Here is a 22,388-nt window from a genome sequence, read left to right as displayed (position 1 = left end):
ATGAGCAGCACCTACACTCCCCCGGCGCTGCGACCGGTGCGGGTGGCCGCCGGGGTGGTCGCGGTGCCGGTGCGGGCCAATCGGCGGCTGGGGCATCAGGCCATCACCTTCTTCCAGGCGGTCGGGGCGATACCGTTCGCGCTGCGGCACTATCGCAAGGAAGTGGCGCGGCTGGTGGCCGATATCGGCTGGGGCAACGGCTCGCTGGTGGTGGGCGGCGGCACGGTCGGCGTGGTGCTGGTGCTGTGCGCGTTCGGCGGGATCATCGTCGGGATGGAGTCGTACACGGCGCTGAATCTGCTGACGATGAACCCGCTCACCGGCGCCATCTCCGGCTTCGCCACCACCCGCGAGCTGGCCCCGATCCTGGCCACGCTGGCGTTCGCCATTCAGGCCGGGTGCCGATTCACCGCGCAGCTGGGGGCGATGCGGATCTCGGAGGAGATCGATGCGCTGGAATCGCTTGCCATCCGGCCGCTTCCGTATCTGGTGAGCACCCGGATGATCGCGGCGACGCTGACGATCGTGCCGCTGTACACGGTCGGGCTGTCGGCGGCGTATCTCGCGACGAAGGTGATCGTGCTGTTCCTCGGGGGCACCTCCGCCGGGACCTACGACCACTACTTCTTCCAGTTCCTGCTCGGGCCGGACGTGTTCTATTCGCTGCTCAAAGTGGTTGTGTTCGTGCTGCTTTCGTCGTTCATCCAGTGCTATCACGGATTCACCGCGGCGGGCGGTCCGGAGGGGGTGGGTATGGCGGCGGGTCGCGCGATCAAAATGGTGATCGTCGTCATGGTGTTCACGAATCTGTTTCTCACGCTGGCGATCTGGGGGATCGATCCCGGCTTCCGGATCTCGGGATAGGAGCGGCGGTGATACTCGATCCCAGTGGCCGCGGCCCGAGCGCCCGCCGACTCACCCTCGCCGGGCTGGCGATGCTGTGCGTGCTGGCGCTGCTGCTGTATCTGCTCGCGCTGCGCTACACGGGTCGTTTCGAGGACAAGGTGATCGTGAGCGCGGAGCTGACCTCCACCGGGGACGGCCTGCCGGGGCATGCGGATGTGAAGTTCCGGGGCATGGTGGTGGGTTCGGTCGAGGGCGTGCAGGTGGTCGCGAAGGGCGAGCGGCAGCGGGCTTCGCTGGATATCAAACCCGCTGTGGTGGGGGCGATTCCGTCGAATGTGCGGGCGCGGGTGATTCCGAACAATATCTTCGGTGTCACCGCCGTGGAACTGGTCGACAACGGCCCATCGACCGGGACATTGCAGGCCGGGACGGTGATCGCGGAGGACACCGGCGCCGGAACCGTGCAGTTGCAGACGACGCTGAACATTCTGCGGACCGTGCTCGCGAATATCCAGCCGGAGAAGCTCGGGCGGGTGCTGGCCACCCTGTCGGCGGCGCTGGATCCGTCGGCGCGCGTGCCGGGTTCGACGATCGAGCGGCTGGATACCTGGCTCACCCAGGTGCATGCGATTCCCGGCATCGGCGACCTGCTCGGCAATCTGGGCCGGGCCGCTACCGCATTGAGCCAATCCGCGCCGGAACTTGTTGGGGTGCTCTCGGATTCGGTGACCACCGCCCGCACCCTGAACGACCACCGCGCGCAGCTGGAGACGCTGCTCACCAACGGCACCAGCACGATCGACGCCGTCAACAGCCTGTTCGCCCGCAATCCGGACTCGGGGAAGTTCCTGGTGGCCGGGCTGGATCAGCTGTTCGGCGGGTTGGCGAAGGACCCGAGCGCCATTCCCGATACCGCCGCCAATCTCGATGCCGCGCTGCACCGATTGGCCGAGACCTTCCGCTTCGGGCCCTCCGGGCAGATGTTGTGGACCATGGATGTGTCGTTCACGCCGTTTCAGCAGTACACGGCCAAGGATTGTCCGCATTACGGGGATCTGTACGGGCCGCGGTGTGGTGGGGGGAGTGTGCCGAATAGTGCTCCGCCACAGGTCTATCCGCCGCAGTTGATGTTGCAGGGGGCGGATCCCGGCCAAAAGCATGCCGGGAACACTGGGGGCGAGCAGGCCGGGAACAATGGGGGCGAGCAGGCCGGGGACACCGGGGCGCAGGCCGGGAACACCGGGGCGCATACCGGGAACACCGGGGGTGGGAGATGAAGGCCCGCATCGGGTTCGCGCTCTTCTCAGTGGTGGCGGTGGTGCTCACGTATGCCATCTGGTCCACGTTGCAACGGTCGGCGCCGGGCCGGACGGATTCGTATTCGGCGATCTTCTCCGATGTGCTGGGGCTGCGGGTCGGGGATGACGTGCGGATGGCGGGGGTGCGGGTCGGGCGGGTCGACAGGATCGATTTTGCGGGGGATTACAAAGCGCGCGTGGATTTTCGGATCCGGGCGGATCAGCACTTCACGACCACGACGAAGGCGCTGGTGCGGTATCAGAACCTCATCGGGCAGCGGTATGTCGCGCTGGTGCCCGGGGCCGATGCCGGGCAGGTGGTCGCGGCGGGGGCGCAGATTCCGCTGGAGCGCACCGAGCCGTCGTTCGATGTGTCGGCGCTGCTGTCCGGGTTCGAGCCGCTGTTCTCGGTGCTGCAACCCGATCAGATCAATTCCCTGTCCGAGACGCTGATTCAGGCGTTGCAGGGTAATCAGGTGTCGCTCGCGGCGCTCATCACCCAGGCCGCCCGGCTCGCGGACACCTTCGGGCAGCGCGACAAGATCCTCGGCGATGTGGTGTCCAATCTCAGCAGCGTGATCGGCGGTCTCGCGCATCGCGGCACCGAGCTGGAAACCCTGATCACCCAGGCGCGTTCGCTGACCGACGGCCTGTACGCGCAGGGCGAGTCGCTGAAGAGCTCCGTCGACCGGGTCTCCACCTCGACCGGCTCGCTGCTGAATCTCCTTGCGGCCGTGCAGCCGAACCTGGTGCAGGCGCAGGCCGATGCCTCGAGCGGGGTGGCGCTGCTGCTGGCCAACGGGGCGTCGATGGACCGGGCGGCGGTCGAATTGCCCGCCATGCTCAATGGTGTCGCCCGCATGACCAGCTACGGCGCGTACGGCAATGCCTACATCTGCCGCCTGGATGTGTCGCTGTGGGGTGTGCTGCTGCCGCCGGGGCTGTTCTCCCAGGTCGGCGGGAATTCGCAATCGGAGGTGTGCCGGTGAGAGTGCCCGGGTTCCTGCGCAATCGGCCGCTGCGGCTGGGTGTGTTCGCGGCCGGATTCGTGGTGGTGCTGCTGGCCGGGTCCAGCGTGCTCGTCCAGGCTCGGGTGGGCGACAAGACGATGCACGCCGAGTTCGCGCAGGCCGCCGGGCTGCGCGCGGGCGCGACGGTCGACGTGTCCGGGATCGAGGTGGGCACGGTGCGGGCCGTCCGGCTCGACGGCCCCAGGGTGGTGGCGGATTTCGCGGTGCGCCGCGATCTGCGCCTGGGCCCGGACGCGCGGGCGGCGATCAAACTGTCCACGATTCTCGGTCGGCTGCATGTCGATCTGACGCCCGGCAATGGAAAGGGACTGCCGGACAACACTATTCGCCTCGACCACACCGAGGTCCCCTACAACCTGGGCAAGGTGATCCAGGATCCGCAGTACAAGAACTCCTTCGAGCGGATCGAGCGCATCGACCCGGGCAAGCTGCGCGCGGCGCTGGACACGCTCGACCGGCAGATGGGTGATTCGCCGCAGCTCGCGGTGCAGGCGCTCAACAGCATCGGCGCGCTGGCCAAGGTGATCGACGACCGCCGCGACGAGGTCGACAGCCTGCTGAAGAACATGGACCAGGTGGCGACACTGGCGTCGGACAATCGCAACAGTGTGCTGCTGCTGTTGACCCGGGGCGCCGCGATCGGCGACGCGGTGCAGCAGCGGGAGACCCTGCTGAAGCAGCTGCTCGACAATGTGGCGCAGCTGTCGAAGCTGTTGCAGGACATGGGATTGCAGAACAAGGACCGGCTGTCCCCGCTCATCGCCGACCTGAACACCATGTCCGAGGGCCTGACCAAGAACAAGGACAACCTCGACCGGCTGTACCAGACCATGCCGGTCGCGGTGCGGCAGTTCACCAATGCGATCGGCAACGGCCCGTACGGCGATGTGTGGGCCCCGTGGATCTTCCCGGACAACTGGCTGTGCTTCGCGCGAGCGGTCCAGGGGTGCAACTGATGACCATTCGTCGACTGCTGAAACTTATTTCGCTGTGCTGGATTACCGCACTGGCCACCGGATGTGGGCTGCTGCCCGCGAGCATGACCGCGCTGCCCGGCCAGTACCTCGGCGACCATCTGCACCTCAGCGCGGATTTCGAGAATGTGGCCGGGTTGTATGCCGGGAACGAGGTCGATGTGCTGGGCGTACCCGTCGGGAAGGTCGACACGATCGAGGCCAAGGGCAGCTATGTGCAGGTGACCATGCTGCTCGACGCCGGGGTGAAGATCGCGCCCGATGCCATGGCGGCGCTGGTGAATCCGCAGCTGATCACCAATCGTCATGTCGAATTGTTCCCCGCCTACTCCGGAACCGGGCCGAGCATGACCGACGGTTCCCATATTCCGTTGCCGCGCACCAGGACTCCCGTCGAGCTGGATCGCATCCTGCAAACCTTCGATCAGCTCGGCGCGGCGCTGAAGGGCGACAACCAGACCGGGCCGATGGCCAGCCGAGTGCTGTTCCCGCTGCTGAACGGCAACGGCGATCGGCTGCGCGAGACGCTGGACTCGCTGTCGTCGGCATTCCGCACCACCCTCGCCAACAAGGATCAGATCTCCGACGCGGTGGTGAAACTCAACGAGATCACCCAGATCATCGCCGACAACGACCAGACCGTCAGGGATTTCAGCGGGCGGCTCACGCAGCTGGTCGACCTCCTGGGGGCGCAGGCGCCCGGCCTGCAAGCGGTGCTCACCCAGCTCGACGCGTTCGTCACCGACACCGCAACCCTGGTGGGGCAGAACAGGGATCAGCTGGCGGGAGCGCTGCAACGCTTCGTCGCCATCACCGCGCAGATGCGCGCGAATGCCCGCAATCTCACCGAGATCACCGATGTGACGCCGCTGCTGTTCCAAAACCTGTCCAATGCCACCAGCCGGGAGGCCGGTGCGCTGCGCCTGCACGGGCTGTTCGACAAGACGATTCTCGACGGCGAGGCGCTGTCGACCTTCTGCGAGCGGGTGATGCTGCGCCTGGACGGCTGCCGCACCGGCAAGATCGCCGACATGGGGCCCGACTTCGGGCTCACCGCCGCGCTGCTCGGCATCGAGGGGCGGAAATGAGCGGCAGGCGCAGGGCGGCAACGACTCTCACCGCCACCCTGGCGGCGGTGCTGGTGAGCACGGCGGGCTGCGCGGTCACGGTGGATACGCTGCCGATGCCCAAACCTGGGATCGGCGGCCCCGGATACCCGCTGCACGCCGTGTTCCGGGACGCGCTGAACCTGCCCGACCACGCGCACGTCACGATCGGCGGCACCGAGATCGGCACCGTCACCCGGATCACCACCACCGATTTCCTCGCCGACGTGGAAATGCGGATCCGCGACGATATCCGGTTGCCGCGCGGCACGACCGCGGAGCTGCGCCAGGCCACGCCACTGGGCGATGTGTTCGTGGCGGTCACGCTGCCGTCGAATCAGGAAGCGGGACAACCGCTTCGGCCGGGCGACACCATCGACGTCGGGCACACCGCCACGGCCGCCTCGGTCGAGCAGCTGATGATGTCGGTCTCGATGCTGGTGAACGGCGGCGGGCTGAATCAGGCGGCGCAGCTCACCACGCAGCTGAATTCGATGTTCGCCGGTCGCGCACCGGAACTCGCGCACCTGATCACCGAGATGACCGACGTGATCACGGCATTGAACGACCGGACCGGCGACATCGACAGCACCCTGTCCGGTTTGAACGCGCTGTCGGGCGAATTGGCCAGGCGCAAAACGGAACTGGGGGCGGCGGCCGACACCTTCCCGCAGCTGCTGGGCCTGACGCAGGAGAACAATCAGCGGATCGTGGACCTACTGCACAAGGTGTCGCTGACGATGGCGGCGCTCGGCGACTTCACCGACACCACCGGGCCGCAGTTCCTGCACCTGTTCGACAGCATCGAGCAGCTGATGTCCGGATTCACGCGGATGGGCGACAATCTGGGCGGGACGCTGGACGGGATCCACCGGGTGTATCCGGGCATGATGGCCAGCCTGAAGGGACCGGCGCTGGCGGTGGCGGCCACGCTGTCGTATCTCGATATCGGGGCGCTCACCGATCCGCACGGCAGCAGGCCGCCGGAACCGGGCGACGTACCGGCCTTCGTCGGCAGCCTCGCGCAGGTGCTGGCGAAGGTGTTCGGGCGGCTGGTGAGCCCGCCGCAGCCACCGCCGCCCGGGGGTGGGCGATGAATCCGCCGCTGTGGCGGTGGGTGGTTCGGCATCGGATCGCCGTCGCCAATATCGGGCTGATCGTGGTGCTGCTGGTGGGGGCCGGATATCTGGGCGGGTCGGTGCTGCGCTTCTCCCCGTTCCGCCACACCTACACCGTCACGGTGGAATTCGCCTCCTCCGGTGGGCTGCTGCCCGGCAACGACGTCACCTTCCGGGGCACGCGGGTCGGGCGGGTGCGCGAGGTGCGGGTGTCCGGGGACGGTGTCGCCGCGATCGCCGAAATCGGCGACAGCGCACGGATTCCCGTGGGCGGGACGGTGGCCGTGGGGCGGCTGTCGGCCGCCGGGGAGCAGTATCTGGACTTCCGGCCCGACTCGGACTCGGGACCGTATCTCGGCGACGGCGCGGTGGTGGATCGGTCGCGCACCAGCAGCCCGGTCAGCGTGCAGTCGGTGCTGAGCGATATGAGCGGGTTGATCGGCGGGCTGAATCCGCAGCGGCTCGACGTGATCATCGACGAGCTGGACAGGGCGCTCGCCGGTGGCCCGGATCGGTTGCGCGACATGATTTCCGGGATCAGCCGGGCCATGTCGGGCCTGACCGATCTGCTGCCGCAGACGCGGCAGCTGCTGGAGAACCTGGAGGTGATCGCCGGTACCACCGCGCACGCCCAGCCGGACCTGGGGAAGTTGACCGCCGCCGGTACCGCGCTGTTCCAGCAGGCGACCGCGGCCGATCAGGAGGTGCGGCAGCTGCTCGAGCGGGGGCCGGGCCAGCTGGCGCTGTTCGGGGACTTCGTGACCCGCAATCAGGACCCGCTCACGGATCTGGTCACCAACTTCGTCGCCATCACCAAGGCCGCCAAGCTGCGCCAGCCCGCCATCGAGGCCCTGTTCCCCGCGCTGCGCGAAGGCTCACGGGCGCTGGGCATTCCGGCCCACGACGGGAGTTACCACACCCTGGTCGACATCTGGCCCCGGCCGACCTGCGACTACAACACGATTCCCGTGGTCCCGACGGTACGGACCAGCGATACGCGGGTTCGGCTCTACAACTACTGCGTCACCGACGATCCGGCATTACAGGTGCGGGGCGCCGCCGATGCGCCGCGGCCGGACGTTCCCGACAACGGGACGACCGCGCCGCCGGGGGTGACGGGAAATGAACTGTCCGATCCGATTCCTGGGCGATAGGAGTGGAATGCCATGAGCGACACGACGATAGAAGCCGATGAGTCCGATGCGCAGTCGGATGCCGTTGATGTAGTGGATGATTCGAAGGGCAGGCTGCGCCGATTAGGGCGACGCGGGTTGGCGGTTGCTGCGGGAGTGATCGTGGCGGCCGCAGCGCTGATCGGCAGCAACGTGTACTTCTATTTTCAGGACCGGCACAGCAGGGACCTGCTGGATGCACGGGAGGAGGCCCGGCTGGCAGCCTGCGCCTATGCCCCGATCCTGGCGAATTACGATGCGAAAAATCTGGACGCATATTTCGCGGCGGTATCGAGCGGGGCCACGGGCGACTGGAAGAAGCAGTTCGAATCCACCACCGGGGATTTACGAGACGTGTTGAAACAGGGCCAGGTGAATTCCCATGTCACCGACACCCAGTGCGCCATTCGCAGCGGCGATGCCCACTCGGCCGAGGCGATCGTGGTCATCGGCCAGACGATCACCAGCGTCGGCACCCAGGGCAAGCCCGAGCCGGGACAGCTGTCGATGGTGATGTGGCTGGAGAAGTCCGGAAACCGGTGGCTGATCAACAAACTGAACTCCCCGCTCGCGCAGCCGCCGCAACAGTAGACCGACGCCATCGCCGAACGCTCCGGAACGACTTAAAATTGCGTGCACGCACCTTTTCGCACACGCATCAAGCGCGTACGCCCACGCCGCCGTACCAGCCCGAGAACTCGTCCGGGTCCGTCTCGTCGTCGTCCGGCCGCCACCGGGATACGTCGACGACACCGGGAGGCAGCAGGGTGAAACCGCGGAACAGGGCCTCGATCCGATCGCGGGTGCGCGGTGTCGTGGTGGTAGGCGTCTGGCGCGACATGGCGACGATCCGGTCCGCGTCGCCCTCCCGGCTGCCATGGCTGAAATGCGAGATGGCCAGGTAGCTGCCCGGCGCCATGGCCGCGCGTAGCCGGGCGATCACCCCGTCCGGGTCCGCCGATTCGGGAACGAAGTGCAGCACCGACACCATCAGCACGGCCACCGGCCGGGTGAGGTCGAGCAGCGCGACGATCTCCGGATCGGCGAGGATCGCCTCGACGTCGGTCAGATCGGCGCGCACGGCCGTGGCTATGGGATTGTCCGCCAACAGATCCCGGCTGGCCGCCACCGCGACCGGATCGATGTCGACATAGGCGACCCGCGCGTCGGGCCGCAGCCGCTGCGCGATCTCGTGCACGTTTCCCACCGTCGGAACGCCCGAGCCGAGATCGAGGAACTGATCGATGCCCGCCTCCTCGACGAGGAAGGTGACCAGGCGGCGCAGGAACGCGCGATTGCGGCGAGCGCCCTGGACGACCTCCGGCATGGTGGCCATGACCCACTCCGCCAACTTGCGATCGACCTCGAAGTTGGCGAATCCACCCAGCACGTAGTCGTACATGCGGGCCGAGCTGGGAACATTCGGGTCGATGTCATCGGGCGACCAATCCGGCAGTGCGGGCATACCAGCAATCATCGCCGCTGCGGGCCGCGGAAACGATGACGACATGAAATCCCGCTGTTCGGGGCGGGTGGGCGGCACAATGTGGCGATGCGAGCATTTGCCCTGTTGTTGCAGGTAGCCGTCGCGGGGATGCTGGTCGTGGCGGCCGGTCAGGCCACCGCCGCTCCCGTCGCGGGCGGGTCGCATGTTCAGCTGCCGTTCTGGCCGTCGCCCGAGCCGGACGGCGTGCAGGCGCCCGAGGCGGAGTTGGCCGACGGGAACACCGGCGCGCCACGGTGGTCGCGGCAGGCGGATACTCCGGCTCCGATCGGCAGCATTACGAAGGTGATGACCGCGCTGGTCGTGATCAATGCCGGAGATCTCGATCGGGCCGTCACGGTGCCGCCGGGAATCATCGACTACAACAGCAGGTACGGCGCGAGCACCGCGGGTCTGGTTCCCGGAGAGGTGCTTACCGCGCGGCAACTGCTGTACGCGATGATGCTCCCGTCCGGCTGCGATGCCGCCTACACCCTCGCCGAGGCATACGGGCCCGGCCAGGCCGGTTTCATCGCCGCCATGAACGACACCGCGCACCAATTGGGCTTGGCGGGAACACATTTCACCGATCCCAGCGGGCTGCCGAACCCCACCGACTACTCCACCTACTCCACCCCGGCGGACCTGGTAACCCTCGGCCTGCGCGCGATGAGCCTGCCGGTGTTCCGTGACATCGTCCGCTCGCAGACCTATCACCTGCCCGCCGGTCCGGCCCATCGCGAGCATGTCTGGCAGACCACGAACCTGCTGCTGCACGACTACCCCGGCACCGCGGGCATCAAGACCGGATCCACCGACGCCGCCGGAACCTGCCTGCTGTTCGAGGCGATCCGCGCGGGCCAGCCCCTGATCGGCGTCGTCCTGCACAGCTCACCGGACGACGACGCGGCCGCCGCGAACGACGCTGTGCGCCTGCTGAATTGGGGCTACGGCCCGATCCTGAGCGCACTGCCGATCGGCTGACCGCGGTCAGCGGGTGCCGAGCAGCAGGGTCTGGGTACCACGCCCGATCGGTCCCCGCTCGTCGAACAGGCGTGACTCGGCCGAACCGATGCCGCTGGGATCGGGCGCGGTCATGGCGTCCAGGCATACCCACTCGCCGACCGGGTCGCGATGCAGGGTCACGGTGAGGTCGGTATTGATGAAAAAGTATCCGTCCCAAGGCAGAACGGAACTGACGCCATTGCCGAAGTCGGCGGCCGCCAGGGCCCGCTGCAGGGGGCTGGGCGCGACGCCCGCCACGATCGGCTGCCGCAACCGAATCCAACAGACGGCCGGGCCCGGACTCAGGAATGCGCCCGACACGAAACGATATTCGACGCCGCTGTGAAACCCCACCGCCCGATCGCTCGGAAAGCGGTGCTGCGGACCGGGTGTCACGGTGTCGGGACCGGGCCGGGTGCCGGTCGGCAGCACCTCCGCCGGTATCGGCAATTCCGGCTCGGCCCGCCGCAACCGCCAGGCGGTGGCCCGGACCACCGGCCCCCGATCCGAATCGAGCGTGGCCTCGACCACCTCGACCTCCCGCCCCGGCCGGGCCACCCGCGCCTCGGCCCGGACCACGCGCGCCTGCGCCCGCAAGGGCGAAAGCGGCACCGGCCCAAGCATATCGATCGTTATCCGCGCCACCCGGAACCCCGGCCGCGGCTCGTGCTGTTCGATGACGTACCCCAGCAGAGCCGACGGCGCTCCCCCGTGCTGCGCATCCGGCGACCACGGCCCCCGGGTGAGCTCGGTCGGATGAAACAGGCCCGGGGTCGCGGGATCGGGCAGGTAACAGGCGATCACGCCTCGAGCGTAGGCGCCGGGGGCGACACGGCGGCAGATGTACCACCGATATGGGTCGATGGCGCGGATCATGTCTGTGCGGGGTGGTTGGGTGCGGAAAGGGAGAGCATGGGGACGTCTGCGATCGGGCGGGTGCTGGTGGTTGCGGTGCTGTGGGGTGGGATCGGCCTGGTCGGGATGGGACAGGCGTGGGCCGAGGGCGATTCGTGTGGGGCGCAGGTGGTGGATTGGGAAGGGGGCGGCCAGGGGGCCTCGTATACGGGGGTTCTCGAGCGGCCCGGCGTGCATGCGGGGGATGTCGCGCATCCGGATGATCGGTTGGGGGTCACCGTCACCGTGCAGGACGGGAAGGCGACCGTGGTCACTCAGCCCGCGACCCGCTTCGGTGTGACCATGCGAGATGTCGACGTGAAGCGGCACTGGGACAACAGTTTCGGCTTCTGGGCCGCTCAGACCATCGACGCCGTCCATATCACCCTGTCCGACACCGGGGTACTGGAGAGTCCGCGGTGCGGGAATGCGACCACGGTGAATTCGGCCGCGCTCTCGCTCTACAGCGAGACCTCCTGGCCGACGGGGGCACAGCAGACCGATGCGTGGCACGGGACGGTGTCGCGGGACCGGCCGACCCTGTAGCCCGGCCCTGCCTTTACGCTGCTTGTTCCGGGTGTCGGGCACGGAGGATGCATGTCGAGCGAGAACGAAGCGGCGGGACGGAAGCGGGATGCGGCCGCCACCAGGGCCGCGGTGCTGGCGGCCGCCAAGGAGCTGTTCGCCGAGCGCGGATACGAGCGCGCGACGGTCCGCGATATCGCGGCGCGCGCCGGGGTGAACCAGGCGCTGCTGTTCCGCTACTTCGGCAACAAGGACGAACTGTTCCGCGCCGCGATCGCCGATCAGGGCCGGATCCTCATCGAGGAGGGCCCGGCCGACGCCCTGCTGAGCCGCCTGCTGGGCCGCTCGCTGGAGCCGTCCGACATTGCCGCACAGGGGCGTTGGCTCCAGGCCGCGCTGCGCTCGAGCGGGCACGACGAGGGCACCTCCGCCATCCGCCGCGAACTGGGCGACGAATACATCCGCGCGCTGTCCTCGCTCACCGACGCCGACGATGCGGAACTGCGCGCCGAGTTGCTGCTGGCCTGGCTGCTGGGAATCGGGCTGATGCGATGGGTGCATCGCCGCGAACCCCTGGCGAGCGCCGAACCCGCGGCGGTAGCCGATCATGTGCTGAGCGCGGCCCGGGTGCTGCTGGAGCGGATCGACCCGAAATTCCCACCGGCATAGGGGTATTCGGCCGTTGACGCGGTGTTGTGACCTCCCTTACATTTGAACCTTGTAAGCGCCTGCTTACACCGCTCGGCGTTCGGGAAGGGAGCTCGCATGACCGTGCATACCGAGGTGCGCCACTATCCGTTCGGCGAACCGATCCGCCTCGACATGGATCCGATCTACGCCCGCCTGCGCCGGGAGGAACCGGTCAGCCGGATACGGCTGCCCTACGGCGGGGACGGCTGGCTGGTCACCCGCTACGAGGATGCCAAGCTCGTGCTCGCCGATCCGCGGTTCAGCCGCGCGGTGACCGTGGACCGCGAGGACATTCCGCGTACCTCGCCGCGCCCGACGCCGCCCGACGGGCTGTTGAGCATGGATCCGCCCGAGCACAGCAGGGTACGCCGGCTGGTCGCGAAGGCGTTCACCGGCCGCCGGGTGGAGCAATTGCGCCCGCGCGCACAGGCAATCGTGAACGAGCGCCTCGACGCGATCGAAAACGCCGGTCCGCCCGCCGATCTCGTGCAGGGCCTGGCGCTGCCGTTGCCGGTCACCGTGATCTGCGAAATGCTCGGCGTGCCGACGCGGGATCAGCACCGGTTCCGCGACTTCTCCGATGCCGTGCTGTCGACCACCGCCTACAACCGCGAGGAGATCGACACCGCGCGTGTGCATCTGGAGGACTACCTCGCCGAGTTGATCGCGCAGCGCCGGGCCGAGCCGACCGACGACCTGCTCGGCGCCCTGGTCGCCGCGCGCGACAACGAGGACCGGCTCACCGAGCCGGAGCTGGTCAGCCTCGGTGTCGGGCTGCTCATCGCGGGCCACGAGACCACGGCCAACCAGATCGCGAACTTCACCTATCTGCTGCTCACCCAACGGGATCAGTGGGAGTTGCTGCGGGCGCGACCGGATCTGGTGCCGGGGGCGGTGGAGGAGCTGCTGCGGTACGTGCAGCTCGGATCGGGCGGCGGATTCGCCCGGGTGGCCATGGAAGACGTTGTGCTGAGCGGTGTCACCGTGCGGGCCGGGGAGTCGGTGTTCGTCAACACCCAGGCCGCCAATCGCGACGAGCGCATCTTCGACCGCTCCGAGGAGCTGGTCCTCACCCGGGAGAACAACCCGCACATGGCCTTCGGCCACGGCGTCCACCACTGCCTGGGCGCACAGCTGGCCCGGGTGGAGCTACAGGTGGCGCTGGGCACCCTGCTGCACCGGTTCCCGACGCTGCGCCTCGCGGTGCCGCTCGAGGAGGTGCCGTGGAAGACGGGCCTGCTCGTCCGCGGCCCCAAGTCCCTCCCGGTGAGCTGGTGAGGAGAAGTTCTGTGGCAGAAGACAAATGGCGTATCGAGGTAGACCGAGGCAGCTGCATCGGCTCGGGCATGTGCACCGGCACCGCACCGGCCCATTTCGCCCTCGTGGACGGAAAGTCCAGCGCCATCCACGAATACGCCGAACCCGACGATGCCGTGATAGGTGCGGCGGAATCCTGCCCGGCAGAAGCGATTCGCGTCTGGGCGGCCAATGGGACGGTGCTCGCGCCGGAGCAGTAGGCCCATGATCCCGGCGTGCTTTTGGCCGGGATCTCACGTGAGATCCCGGCCAAAAGCACGCCGGGATCTGGTGGGTTACCTGCGGGTGGGTTACTTGAGCAGTGGAGCGAGTGCTGCTCGCAGCGAATCCTCGTCGGACCCGGCCCAGGCGACGAACCCGTCCGGACGGACCAGGACCGTCTGATCCAGGTCGTCGAGGTGGCCGACCGGCAGGGGAAGGCCCAGGGATTCGGTTGCCGTGCGCCATTTTTCGGGGTCGTCGCCGGTGAGGAGGGTCCAGCGGGAGCCGATCAGGTCCAGGGTGGAGATCTTGTCGATGACCCAGCGGTGCGGGAAGCGGTAGCCGGGGCGGACGGTGGGGTCGAGGACGTCGGGGGCGGGGGCGGTGGTGTAGCCGTAGCACAGCATGGCGCGCAGGTAGTCGGCGGCGATGCGGTCGTAGAGTGCGTTCGGGTCGCCGTCGAGCCGCCGGTAGCCGTGGTGCATGCCGCGCGACAGGGCCAGCGAAGCCGTTGCCGCCGCCCGCCTTTCGGGCTCGTAGGTGTCCAGCAGGGCGGGGGCGAACCGGCCGCCGCGCACCGCGCCGATCTTCCACGCCAGGTTGTGCCCGTCCTGGATGCCGGTGTTCATGCCCAGCCCGCCCGCGGAGCTCTGCACGTGGGCGGCGTCGCCGACGAGGAAGATCCGCCCCTGCCGGAACGAGGACGCCATGCCGACGGCCGCCTCCCAGCCATTGACGGCATGCACCTCGAGCGGGATCGTGTCGTCTCCGAGTGCGGCACGGACCAATTCGGCGGCCTCGGCCTTGGTCAGCGGGACCGCGCCCTCCGGCTTGCCCGGGTAATCCATGATGTGCGAGGACCATTGGTCGCGGCCGTTCTTCGACATGACCGTCGCATACACCGCGTCGTTGCGCACGAAACACATGTGCGTGCCCCAATCCCGCAGTGCGGAACCGAGATCGGCGCGGAAGAACACGGTGTGCAGCGGCGCGATCGGCTCCCGGTCGGGCATGGTGATGCCCAGCGCCTGCCGCACCGTGCTGTTCGCCCCATCGGCTCCGATCACGTAGTCGGCGGTAATCTGCCAGTGCGCGCCGGTCCCGCGGTCGACGAGCAGCGCCCGCACCCCGTCGGCATCGTGTTCCAGCCCCAGCAGCTCGAGCCCGAATCGGACCTCCGCGCCCTTGCGCCGGGATTCGGTCAGCGCCAGCCGCTGCACTTGGTCGTGGGTGATGATCAGGCGCGCATCGATCGGGCTGCACTCCCGCAGGAACCGCTCGTAGCGCGGGGGTAGCCCGCCCCGGTGCAGGGTGGCGCCGAGCGCGGTGTCCTTGAAGACGGTGCGCATGGGCGGCCCGCCCCGCCAGCCCACCCGCGCCACCGCCTCGCCGAGGCCGATGAGCCGGAACAACTCCAGCGTGCGCAGGCTCGAGCTGGCGCGCGGGATATCGGAGATGGCGGGTCGTTTCTCGGCCACCAGCGCCGGAACGCCCCAGTGCGCCAGGAACAGTCCCGTGGACAGGCCGACCGGCCCCGCGCCGATCACCAGGACCGGCACCGTCCGCTTGTGCATCGCGCTCTCCTTCACGCCCGCCGCCGTTCGGCGGCCGCCCGCACGGCCTTCACCATGTTCACGTACCCCGTGCAGCGGCAGATATTTCCGCTCAGGGCGGCGCGAATCGCCTTCTCGTCCGGGTCGGGGTCGCGGTCGAGCAGCTGCCGGGCGGCGAACAGCTGGCCGGGAAGGCAGTAGCCGCACTGGAATCCGTCCTCGGCCCAGAACGCCTCCTGAATCGGATCCAGCTCCCGATCCCCGGCGAAACCCTCGATGGTGGTGATCTCGGCACCGTCGACGCTGGCCGCGAAGAGCAAGCAGGACTTCACGATCCGGCCGTTCAGCGTGATCGTGCACGACCCGCAGTCGCCGTTGCGGCAGCCGAGATGTGTACCGGTCAGCCGCAACCGGCGGCGGATCACATCGACCAGCAGGTCCCGATCCTCGATCTCGACGGTGTGCTCGGTCCCGTTGACGCGCAGCGTGATTGTGCGGCCGGGTGGGATCTCGTCGGGGCTCGTCATGCGGTCGGTCCTTCGATCAGGTCGGTGACGGCTCGCCGGGCCACCGCTCCGGCAACATCGCGGCGGTAGGCACCGTCGGCGAGCACATCGGTCCAGGGGTCCTCGATTCGGTCGCGGACCAGGGCATCGATCTCGCCGACATCGACGCGGCCGTCGCTGCCCAGCAGCACGCTCAGGTCGATGCGGACCGGAATCGCCTGCGCCGCACCGACGGTGACCTCGAGCCATCCGCCCGCGGGATCGCCGAGGGCCGCGGCGGTCACGATCGGCCAGCTCCCCGCGCTCAGCTTCAGCTTGCGATAGCCGTACCAATCGGCGCTGTGCGGCACCAGAATCGCGACGAGGAATTCACCGGGCGCGAGCGCGGAGGCGAAGGCGTCGCGGAAGAAATCGGCGGCGGCGATCTCCCGGTATCCCGCCGCCCCGTAGACCCGCAGGGTCGCCCCGAGCGCCACCAGCACGGCGGGCATATCCGACGCCGGATTGGCGAAACAGGCCGAGCCGCCGAGGGTTCCGAGATTACGGATCTGTTCGCCGCCGGTAATACCGGACGCCGCCAGCGTCAGCAGGGGCGCATACCGAGCCACCGCCGCGCATTCGAGTAACTCGTTGTACGTGCACATCGCGCCGATCTCGAGCCGCCCGCCATGGTCGGCCACGGTGGCCAATTCCAGCCCGCGCAGGTCGATCACGTCCCGGGCGGCGATCTCGGCGCGCTGCATCATCGGCAGCAGCATGGTGCCGCCGCCGAGCACCACCGCCTCGCCGCCGCGCTCGCCGAGCAGCTCCGCCGCGGCGGACACGGTGCCGGGCCGGTGATAGCGCAGCGCGGCGCGGATCATGCGAGCACCCCGGACGCGATGGCGCGCAGCACATTCGGGGCGCTCAACGGCATCCGATGCACCCGCGCGCCCAGCGGCCGCAGGGCGTCGTTGACCGCATTGGCCACGCACGCGACCGCGCCACCGACCCCGCTCTCCCCCGCCCCCTTGGTGCCGAGCAGGGTGAACGGCGACGGCGTGGTCTGGTGCCCCAGCACGATGGTCGGCACATCCGTGTGGGCAGCTGTCGGTATCGCCCTGCACCACCGACACCGCCGCGGCGGGCAGGCCGAACTCGCGGGCCACCAGCGCCGCGATACTGGTCTCGTTGCCCGTGCCGGGGCTGGTGACACCGGTCAGCACCGTGACCGCGCCGGTCGGGCTCACGCGCACGGTCGAAGTGTCGTAGCCGCGGGCGAAGCTGCCCGCGAAATCGCCGCCCTCCGGGGTGAGTTCGAAGGCGACCCCGACACCGAGCAGGCGGCCCGCCTCGCGCGCCGCACGCTGCCGTGCGCGCAGTTCGTCGTAGTCGGCCAGTTCCAGCACCTTCGCCAGCGCGCCCGGATAGTCGCCGCTGTCGAGCCGCTTCGCCATGCTCCAGTACGGAAATGCCTGCGGGGGAACGAAATTGCGCATGCGCACGGTCACCGGGTCCAGGCCGAGGTGTTCGGCGATGCGGTCGACCAAGCGCTCCAGCGCCAGGGTCGGGGCCTCCTTGCCGTAGCCGCGGGCACCGTTCCAGGGCGCCTTATTGGTCACCACCGCAACCGATTCCATCGCGCAGTCGGGCACCAGATACGGTCCGGGCAGGGTCGCACCGGCCGGAAAGGCCATGCACCAGCCCGCCCACGGCGTCAGGCTGCCGATATTGCCCACGATCCGGCCGCGCAGCGCGAGAATGCGGCCGTCGTCGTCGAATCCGGCGGTCAGGTCGACGGTGAATTCCCGCGCGCCGATCAGCATCGCCTCCTCGCGCGACTCCACCCACTTCACCGGCGCGCCGATCATCCTGCTCAGCAGGCACACCAGCGCCTCCTCGGCGTAACCGTTGAACTTGTGCCCGAAACCGCCGCCGAGCCGGGTGGCGACGACGCGAATCCGGTCCTCCGGCAGCGCGAAGACGATCGCGAGATTCGTCCGCAGCAGATGCGGATTCTGCGTGGAGGCGTGCAGGCTGAGCCGACCGTCGTCCGCCCACTCCGCCAGGTAGCCACGGGGTTCCAGCGGCGCGGCCTGATAGCGCTGGATATGGAAGGTGTCCGACAGCACCCGCGGGGAGCGGGCCAGCGCCGCGGCCGCGTCACCCGTCGCGTACGGGAGGCGGAGCAGCACATTGTCGTCCCAGTCGTCGAACGGTCGCGGCGCGCCCTCGGCCAGCGCCTCGTCGAGGTCGACCACCGCGGGCAGGATCTCGTAGTCGACCTCGATCGCCGCGCAGGCCGCTTCCGCCTCGGCCCGCGATCCCGCGACCACCGCCGCCACCGGATCACCCACGTACCGCACCCGATCCACGGCCAGCACCCGGAATTCCGCGGTCTTCCCGCCCACCCCGGCCGGATCGAAGAAATGCGGCAGCGGCCCCGCCAGCGACAGCGCCTCCGCCCCCGTCACCACCGCCCGCACGCCCCGACAGCGCCGGGCCGCCTCGGGCGCGACGGCGCGAATCCGCGCGTGCGGATGCGGGCTGCGCAGCACCGCGACGTGACAGGTGCCCGGCGGCTCGAGATCGTCGAGATACCGGGCCCGGCCGGTCAGCAGCAGATCGCCGTCGCGGCGACGGGGTTGTTCCACAGGGACCACCCGCGAAACGCTATGACCTACAGTCGGCTTGAGCGCAAGCGCGAAATCGGTGTGAGGTAGCGCACGCTCAGAACTCGTCGGAGCAACCGCACGACCCGCGGGTCTTCAGCTCGGCCGACAGCCGCACCACCCCGGGCCGCGAGGTATGGCTGTCGATCTGTTCCAGCAGCAGGTCGACGGCGAGTTCGCCCATGCGGCGGGTGGGTTGGGTCATGGTGGTCAGGCCGGGGCGGGTGTAGCGGGCGTATTCGATGCCGTCGAAGGCGATGACGGCCAGATCGTCGGGGACGCGCAGGCCCGCATCGTAGGCGGCGCGCAGCATGCCCATCGCCTGGAGGTCGCTGGTGACGAAAACCGCTGTCGGGTGGGGTGTTCCGTGCAGCAGCTCGCGCAGCGCGTGATACCCGGCGGCCCCGCCGAAATCCGTGCGCACGATCCGCCCCTCGGGCAATCCCGCCTCCGCCAGGGCATCGCGGTAGCCGAGCACGCGGTCCTCGGCGGTCGACACGTGCGGCCCGCTCAGGCAGGCGATCTCGCGGTGGCCGTGCTCGACGAGGTGGGCCACCGCCGCCCGCGCCCCGGCCACCGAATCGCACAGCACATGCGCGCACCGCCGCGGATCGATGACGCGGTCCACCGCCACCAGGACCATCTCCGCCGCCTCGCAGGCATCCGCGATGCCGGTCCCCCAGGACGACGAAATCGCCAGCAGCCCTTCGACTCTGCGATCGATGAAGCTGCGCACGTAGGCGCGCTCGCGCTCCTCGTCCCCGGCGGCGTTCCCGATGAACAGCGGATAGCCGCGGGCGAAGGCCGCCAGCTCGATACCGGCGGCCAGCTCGGCGAAGAACGGATTCGCGCCGTCGGGAATCACCATGCCCAGCGCGTGCCCGCGATTCATCCGCAGGCTGCGCGCCGACACATTGGGCCGGTACCCGAGCTCGGCGATGGCGGCCTCGATGCGGGCCCGCGTCGCGGGCGCCACCCGCCGCGGGCCGCCATTGAGCACGTAGCTGACCAGCGCGGGCGAGGTACCGGCCAGCCGTGCCACATCGGCGCGCGTGACTGCCATCGAGATCTCCTTGCCCTTGACAGCTCGTGATTCGGGTCACAGACTACACATCAACACGTGTTGACAACACGAGTTGATCTCGAGGCAGATAGGTCGAATACGCATGCAGGTTCCACTCCGCCGCGCCCTGGCACCGCTGGTTCTGGTGAGCGCGCTCGTCACCCTCACCGCCGGCTGCGGTCGCGGCGACCACTCCGGGTCCGGGGGCTTCACCATCGCCATCGCCACCCGCAATTTCACCAATCCGTACTGGGCCGCGCTGCGCGACGGCGCGGTCGCGGAGGCCGCGCGGCTCGGCGTGCGGGTCACAGTGCAGGCCGGGCAGTCCGAGACCGACGCGGACGGCGAGAACGCGCAGATCTCGACGATGGCCGCGCAGGGGCACGACTGTTTCGGCGTCGTCCCGGTGAACGCCACCAATGTGATCACGCCGCTGACGACGGTGGCGCGCAAGAACATTCCGATTCTCGACCTGGACACCCAGATCGATCCGAAGGCGTCGCAGCAGGCCGGGGTCTCCTACGCGAGCTTCATCGGCTCGGACAATCTCGACGCCGGGCGGATGGCCGGGCAGAAGATGCTGGAGGCGCTCGGCGGCACCGGGAAAGTCGCCGTGCTGCAAGGGATCGCGGGCGAGCAGAACGGCATCAACCGCGATCAGGGCTTCAGCGAGACCGTCGCCGGGAAGCTGGACATCGTGCAGCGCACCCCCGCCGACTACGAGCAGGACAAGGGCTTGCAGGTGACCGAGGCGCTGCTGAAGGCACATCCGGACATCACCGGCATCTTCGCCGCCAACGACACCATGGGTCTCGGTGCGGCACAGGCGATCAAGAACGCGGGCCGGACCGGGCAGATCAAGGTGATCTCGGTGGACGGCATCCAGGGCGCGCTGGACGCGGTCAAGGCGGGCACCCTGTACGGCACGGTCACCCAATATCCCTATGCGGAGGGACAGCTCGCGGTGCAGGGCTGCCTGGCGCTGCATCGGGGCAAGAAGCTTCCGGATCGGGTGGTCTCCCCCATCGCGTTCATCGGTAAAGACAATGTCGAGCAGCAGATCTCCGCGTTCCCGCGGCCGATCGTCCCGTTCGACAGCCCGCTGGAAGGATTGCTGACCAAGTGACGGCAGCGGTTGACAATCGGGCGGGTCGGCCCGAGATCATCGCCAAGACAGCGGAATTCGCGGCCCCGATCGCGCTGGTCGTGCTGTGGGTGGCGTTCTTCGTCGCCACCCCGAACTTCCTGACCGTCGACAACATCGGCGATCTGCTGGTGGCGTCCACGATTCTCACCGTGCTGGCGCTGGGGCAGCAGTTCGCGGTCGTGGTGGGCGGCATCGACCTGTCGGTGGGCGCGAACCTGCCGTGGGCGGCGGCGCTGCTGGGTTATACGACCAGCCACGGGTATTCGGTCGGCGTCGGCATCGTGGTGGCGGTGCTGGGCGGGCTCGCGGTCGGCTTCGTCAACGGCGTGCTGGTGGGGCGGCTGCACATGACCGACTTCGTGGTCACGCTCGGATCGCTCAGTGTGGTCAGCGGATTCACGCTGCTGCTCACGCACGGCAATACCGTCGCGGTGAATTCCCGCTTCCTGCAACGGCTCGCGCTCGACGGCATCGGGCCGGTGCGGTGGTTCTGGCTGCTGGCGCTGGTGGCCGCGCTCATCGTGGCGGGCATCATCTTCCGCACCCGGGTGGGCACGCATCTGCTGGCGACCGGCGGCCGGTTGGAGGCGGCGCGGGACACCGGTATCGCGGTCGACCGGATCCGGCTGCTCGCGTACTGCCTGTCCGGGCTGCTGTGCGGGGTCGCCGGGGTGATGCTGGTGGCGCGCAACGGCGGTGCGGATCCGTCGTTGCAGACCACCTACCTGCTGAGTTCGATCGCGGCGGTGGTGCTGGGCGGGTCGTCGCTGAGCGGCGGCAAGGCGTCGGTACTCGGAACCGTGTGCGGGGCGGTGCTTTTCACCTCGCTGATCAACGGGTTCACCATTCTCGGCATCTCGCAGTACTACCAGCCGATCGCGGTCGGGGCGGTGCTGCTGCTGGCCGCCGCCATCTCCCGATTCCGAAAGTAGTGCGATGCCAGGAACTTCGACGCCTCTGCTGGAGGCACACGAGCTCACCAAGTCCTTCGATTCGGTCCGCGCGCTGGACTCGGTCTCGATCACCATTCCCGAGGGCGAGGTCACCGCGCTGGTCGGCGACAACGGCGCGGGCAAGTCGACGCTGGTCCGCTGCCTGACCGGGGTGCAGCCGCCGGATTCGGGGCGAATCCTGTTCCGGGGCGAGCAGATCCGGCTGCGCTCGCCGGAGGACGCCCGCCGGATGGGCATCGAGACCGTGTACCAGGATCTCGCGCTCATCGACGATCTGGCGGTGTGGCAGAACCTGTTCCTCAACCGGGAGCTGGTGTACCCGTTCGGAATCGTCAACCGCCGCGCCATGATCGCGCGCAGCGGGGAGATCCTGCGCGATCTGGATGTCGACGTGCCCTCGGTGCGGGCGACGGTGCGCCGGATGAGCGGCGGGCAGCGCCAGAGCATCGCCATCGCCCGCGCCGTCGCCTGGGGCAAGGCCATGGTCATCATGGACGAGCCCACCGCCGCCCTCGGCGTCCGCGAGACCGCCGCGGTGGAGAAACTGGTCCGCGGCCTGCGCGACCGGGGCATCACGGTACTGATCATCAGCCACGACCTGGCGCAGGTCATGCGGATCTGCGACGGGGTGGTGGTGCTGCGACGCGGGAGATCGGTCGCGGCGCACCGGATCGACGAGGTTGACGGGGACCGGCTGGTGGGGTTGATTACGGGTGCCACGTCCGGGAATTTGGAGTCGGGGATCCCGGCCAAAAGCATGCCGGGAACATAAGAAAACCAACATGCCGGGGCATAAGAAAACCAACATGCCGGGGCATAAGAAAACCAACATGCCGGGGCATAAGAAAACCAACA

The 22,388-nt window shown here is 68.7% G+C and carries 22 protein-coding genes; 16 read left to right on the top strand and 6 right to left on the bottom strand.

Features of this window, described 5'->3' with window-relative positions; translation table 11 throughout:
• Genes HPY32_RS30955 through HPY32_RS30920 form a run of 8 tightly spaced genes read left to right on the top strand, consistent with a single transcriptional unit; the run spans position 1 to position 8,136 of the window.
• Positions 1-864: an ABC transporter permease gene (locus HPY32_RS30955; RefSeq protein ID WP_067578146.1), complete on the top strand. Its 864-nt coding sequence runs from the start codon at positions 1-3 to the stop codon at positions 862-864.
• A gap of 8 nt (positions 865-872) precedes the next feature.
• Positions 873-2,123 carry an MlaD family protein gene (locus tag HPY32_RS30950; RefSeq protein WP_197696335.1) on the top strand — a complete coding sequence of 417 codons (1,251 nt, stop codon included), beginning with the start codon at positions 873-875 and terminating at the stop codon, positions 2,121-2,123.
• Positions 2,120-3,133: an MlaD family protein gene (locus tag HPY32_RS30945; protein ID WP_067578144.1), complete on the top strand. Its 1,014-nt coding sequence runs from the start codon at positions 2,120-2,122 to the stop codon at positions 3,131-3,133. Before HPY32_RS30950 ends, HPY32_RS30945 begins: the two co-directional genes overlap by 4 nt.
• Complete coding sequence (locus tag HPY32_RS30940) at positions 3,130-4,131, top strand: MlaD family protein (RefSeq protein WP_231951309.1); 1,002 nt, start codon at positions 3,130-3,132, stop codon at positions 4,129-4,131. Before HPY32_RS30945 ends, HPY32_RS30940 begins: the two co-directional genes overlap by 4 nt.
• Positions 4,131-5,237: an MCE family protein gene (locus tag HPY32_RS30935; RefSeq protein ID WP_067578140.1), complete on the top strand. Its 1,107-nt coding sequence runs from the start codon at positions 4,131-4,133 to the stop codon at positions 5,235-5,237. Before HPY32_RS30940 ends, HPY32_RS30935 begins: the two co-directional genes overlap by 1 nt.
• Entirely contained in the window at positions 5,234-6,352 is a 1,119-nt protein-coding gene (locus HPY32_RS30930) for an MCE family protein (RefSeq protein WP_067578138.1), read from the top strand. The genes HPY32_RS30935 and HPY32_RS30930 overlap by 4 nt, the downstream gene beginning before the upstream one ends.
• Positions 6,349-7,527 (top strand): MCE family protein, encoded by a 1,179-nt coding sequence (locus HPY32_RS30925; RefSeq protein WP_067578136.1) that lies wholly within the window; start codon positions 6,349-6,351, stop codon positions 7,525-7,527. The genes HPY32_RS30930 and HPY32_RS30925 overlap by 4 nt, the downstream gene beginning before the upstream one ends.
• A gap of 12 nt (positions 7,528-7,539) precedes the next feature.
• Positions 7,540-8,136 carry a hypothetical protein gene (locus HPY32_RS30920; protein ID WP_067578134.1) on the top strand — a complete coding sequence of 199 codons (597 nt, stop codon included), beginning with the start codon at positions 7,540-7,542 and terminating at the stop codon, positions 8,134-8,136.
• Positions 8,137-8,203: 67 nt separating this feature from the next.
• Here the strand turns inward: HPY32_RS30920 and HPY32_RS30915 are convergent, their stop codons facing one another.
• Positions 8,204-9,010: an SAM-dependent methyltransferase gene (locus HPY32_RS30915; RefSeq protein ID WP_067578132.1), complete on the bottom strand. Its 807-nt coding sequence runs from the start codon at positions 9,008-9,010 to the stop codon at positions 8,204-8,206.
• Between the two features lie 87 nt (positions 9,011-9,097).
• Here HPY32_RS30915 and HPY32_RS30910 point away from each other — a divergent pair, with 87 nt between their 5' ends.
• A complete protein-coding gene (locus HPY32_RS30910; RefSeq protein ID WP_067584397.1) occupies positions 9,098-10,012 on the top strand; it encodes a D-alanyl-D-alanine carboxypeptidase family protein in 915 nt (304 codons plus the stop codon).
• Between the two features lie 6 nt (positions 10,013-10,018).
• Here HPY32_RS30910 and HPY32_RS30905 read toward each other — a convergent pair whose 3' ends face one another.
• Entirely contained in the window at positions 10,019-10,837 is an 819-nt protein-coding gene (locus tag HPY32_RS30905; RefSeq protein ID WP_067584395.1) for a thioesterase family protein, read from the bottom strand.
• 108 nt (positions 10,838-10,945) lie between these two features.
• Here HPY32_RS30905 and HPY32_RS30900 point away from each other — a divergent pair, with 108 nt between their 5' ends.
• The 4 genes from HPY32_RS30900 (at position 10,946) to HPY32_RS30885 (ending at position 13,659) form a co-directional block, all read left to right on the top strand.
• The gene (locus HPY32_RS30900) at positions 10,946-11,473 is read left to right on the top strand and encodes a hypothetical protein (RefSeq protein WP_156673866.1); all 528 of its coding nucleotides are present in this window, start codon (positions 10,946-10,948) and stop codon (positions 11,471-11,473) included.
• 51 nt (positions 11,474-11,524) lie between these two features.
• A complete protein-coding gene (locus HPY32_RS30895) occupies positions 11,525-12,121 on the top strand; it encodes a TetR/AcrR family transcriptional regulator (protein ID WP_067578128.1) in 597 nt (198 codons plus the stop codon).
• Positions 12,122-12,217: 96 nt separating this feature from the next.
• On the top strand, positions 12,218-13,420 hold the full coding sequence (locus HPY32_RS30890) for a cytochrome P450 (protein ID WP_067578126.1): 1,203 nt from the start codon (positions 12,218-12,220) through the stop codon (positions 13,418-13,420).
• 11 nt (positions 13,421-13,431) lie between these two features.
• Positions 13,432-13,659 (top strand): ferredoxin, encoded by a 228-nt coding sequence (locus HPY32_RS30885; RefSeq protein ID WP_082870572.1) that lies wholly within the window; start codon positions 13,432-13,434, stop codon positions 13,657-13,659.
• 90 nt (positions 13,660-13,749) lie between these two features.
• Here HPY32_RS30885 and HPY32_RS30880 read toward each other — a convergent pair whose 3' ends face one another.
• The 4 genes from HPY32_RS30880 to HPY32_RS30865 all read right to left on the bottom strand — a co-directional run bounded on the left by HPY32_RS30880 (position 13,750) and on the right by HPY32_RS30865 (position 19,433).
• The gene (locus HPY32_RS30880) at positions 13,750-15,234 is read right to left on the bottom strand and encodes an FAD-dependent monooxygenase (RefSeq protein ID WP_067584392.1); all 1,485 of its coding nucleotides are present in this window, start codon (positions 15,232-15,234) and stop codon (positions 13,750-13,752) included.
• Positions 15,235-15,245: 11 nt separating this feature from the next.
• Positions 15,246-15,740, bottom strand: a complete 495-nt coding sequence (locus HPY32_RS30875) for a (2Fe-2S)-binding protein (RefSeq protein ID WP_067578124.1) — start codon at positions 15,738-15,740, stop codon at positions 15,246-15,248.
• A complete protein-coding gene (locus HPY32_RS30870) occupies positions 15,737-18,352 on the bottom strand; it encodes a molybdopterin cofactor-binding domain-containing protein (RefSeq protein ID WP_067578122.1) in 2,616 nt (871 codons plus the stop codon). Before HPY32_RS30870 ends, HPY32_RS30875 begins: the two co-directional genes overlap by 4 nt.
• Positions 18,353-18,428: 76 nt before the next feature.
• Positions 18,429-19,433, bottom strand: a complete 1,005-nt coding sequence (locus HPY32_RS30865) for a LacI family DNA-binding transcriptional regulator (RefSeq protein WP_067578120.1) — start codon at positions 19,431-19,433, stop codon at positions 18,429-18,431.
• Positions 19,434-19,536: 103 nt separating this feature from the next.
• Here HPY32_RS30865 and HPY32_RS30860 point away from each other — a divergent pair, with 103 nt between their 5' ends.
• From HPY32_RS30860 to HPY32_RS30850, 3 genes are read left to right on the top strand one after another with little or no spacing between them, the layout of a single operon-like run.
• The gene (locus HPY32_RS30860) at positions 19,537-20,559 is read left to right on the top strand and encodes a sugar ABC transporter substrate-binding protein (RefSeq protein ID WP_067578117.1); all 1,023 of its coding nucleotides are present in this window, start codon (positions 19,537-19,539) and stop codon (positions 20,557-20,559) included.
• The gene (locus HPY32_RS30855; protein ID WP_067578115.1) at positions 20,556-21,512 is read left to right on the top strand and encodes an ABC transporter permease; all 957 of its coding nucleotides are present in this window, start codon (positions 20,556-20,558) and stop codon (positions 21,510-21,512) included. Before HPY32_RS30860 ends, HPY32_RS30855 begins: the two co-directional genes overlap by 4 nt.
• A 4-nt stretch (positions 21,513-21,516) precedes the next feature.
• A complete protein-coding gene (locus tag HPY32_RS30850; protein ID WP_067578113.1) occupies positions 21,517-22,305 on the top strand; it encodes an ATP-binding cassette domain-containing protein in 789 nt (262 codons plus the stop codon).
• Positions 22,306-22,388 lie beyond the last annotated feature (83 nt).

It is taken from the genome of Nocardia terpenica (assembly GCF_013186535.1).
GTDB lineage: Bacteria > Actinomycetota > Actinomycetes > Mycobacteriales > Mycobacteriaceae > Nocardia > Nocardia terpenica.
The sequence above is the reverse complement of the archived record's forward strand: the minus strand, read 5'-3'. Positions and strand labels throughout refer to the sequence as shown.

What these genes read in the sequence shown, in the direction of transcription:
- HPY32_RS30955 (WP_067578146.1), top strand. Translation starts at nt 1, where the DNA reads ATGAGCAGCACCTACACTCCCCCGGCGCTGCGACCGGTGCGGGTGGCC.
- HPY32_RS30945 (WP_067578144.1), top strand. Translation starts at nt 2,120, where the DNA reads ATGAAGGCCCGCATCGGGTTCGCGCTCTTCTCAGTGGTGGCGGTGGTG.
- HPY32_RS30935 (WP_067578140.1), top strand. Translation starts at nt 4,131, where the DNA reads ATGACCATTCGTCGACTGCTGAAACTTATTTCGCTGTGCTGGATTACC.
- HPY32_RS30930 (WP_067578138.1), top strand. Translation starts at nt 5,234, where the DNA reads ATGAGCGGCAGGCGCAGGGCGGCAACGACTCTCACCGCCACCCTGGCG.
- HPY32_RS30925 (WP_067578136.1), top strand. Translation starts at nt 6,349, where the DNA reads ATGAATCCGCCGCTGTGGCGGTGGGTGGTTCGGCATCGGATCGCCGTC.
- HPY32_RS30920 (WP_067578134.1), top strand. Translation starts at nt 7,540, where the DNA reads ATGAGCGACACGACGATAGAAGCCGATGAGTCCGATGCGCAGTCGGAT.
- HPY32_RS30915 (WP_067578132.1), bottom strand. Translation starts at nt 9,010, where the DNA reads ATGCCCGCACTGCCGGATTGGTCGCCCGATGACATCGACCCGAATGTT.
- HPY32_RS30910 (WP_067584397.1), top strand. Translation starts at nt 9,098, where the DNA reads ATGCGAGCATTTGCCCTGTTGTTGCAGGTAGCCGTCGCGGGGATGCTG.
- HPY32_RS30900 (WP_156673866.1), top strand. Translation starts at nt 10,946, where the DNA reads ATGGGGACGTCTGCGATCGGGCGGGTGCTGGTGGTTGCGGTGCTGTGG.
- HPY32_RS30895 (WP_067578128.1), top strand. Translation starts at nt 11,525, where the DNA reads ATGTCGAGCGAGAACGAAGCGGCGGGACGGAAGCGGGATGCGGCCGCC.
- HPY32_RS30890 (WP_067578126.1), top strand. Translation starts at nt 12,218, where the DNA reads ATGACCGTGCATACCGAGGTGCGCCACTATCCGTTCGGCGAACCGATC.
- HPY32_RS30880 (WP_067584392.1), bottom strand. Translation starts at nt 15,234, where the DNA reads ATGCACAAGCGGACGGTGCCGGTCCTGGTGATCGGCGCGGGGCCGGTC.
- HPY32_RS30875 (WP_067578124.1), bottom strand. Translation starts at nt 15,740, where the DNA reads ATGACGAGCCCCGACGAGATCCCACCCGGCCGCACAATCACGCTGCGC.
- HPY32_RS30865 (WP_067578120.1), bottom strand. Translation starts at nt 19,433, where the DNA reads ATGGCAGTCACGCGCGCCGATGTGGCACGGCTGGCCGGTACCTCGCCC.
- HPY32_RS30860 (WP_067578117.1), top strand. Translation starts at nt 19,537, where the DNA reads ATGCAGGTTCCACTCCGCCGCGCCCTGGCACCGCTGGTTCTGGTGAGC.
- HPY32_RS30850 (WP_067578113.1), top strand. Translation starts at nt 21,517, where the DNA reads ATGCCAGGAACTTCGACGCCTCTGCTGGAGGCACACGAGCTCACCAAG.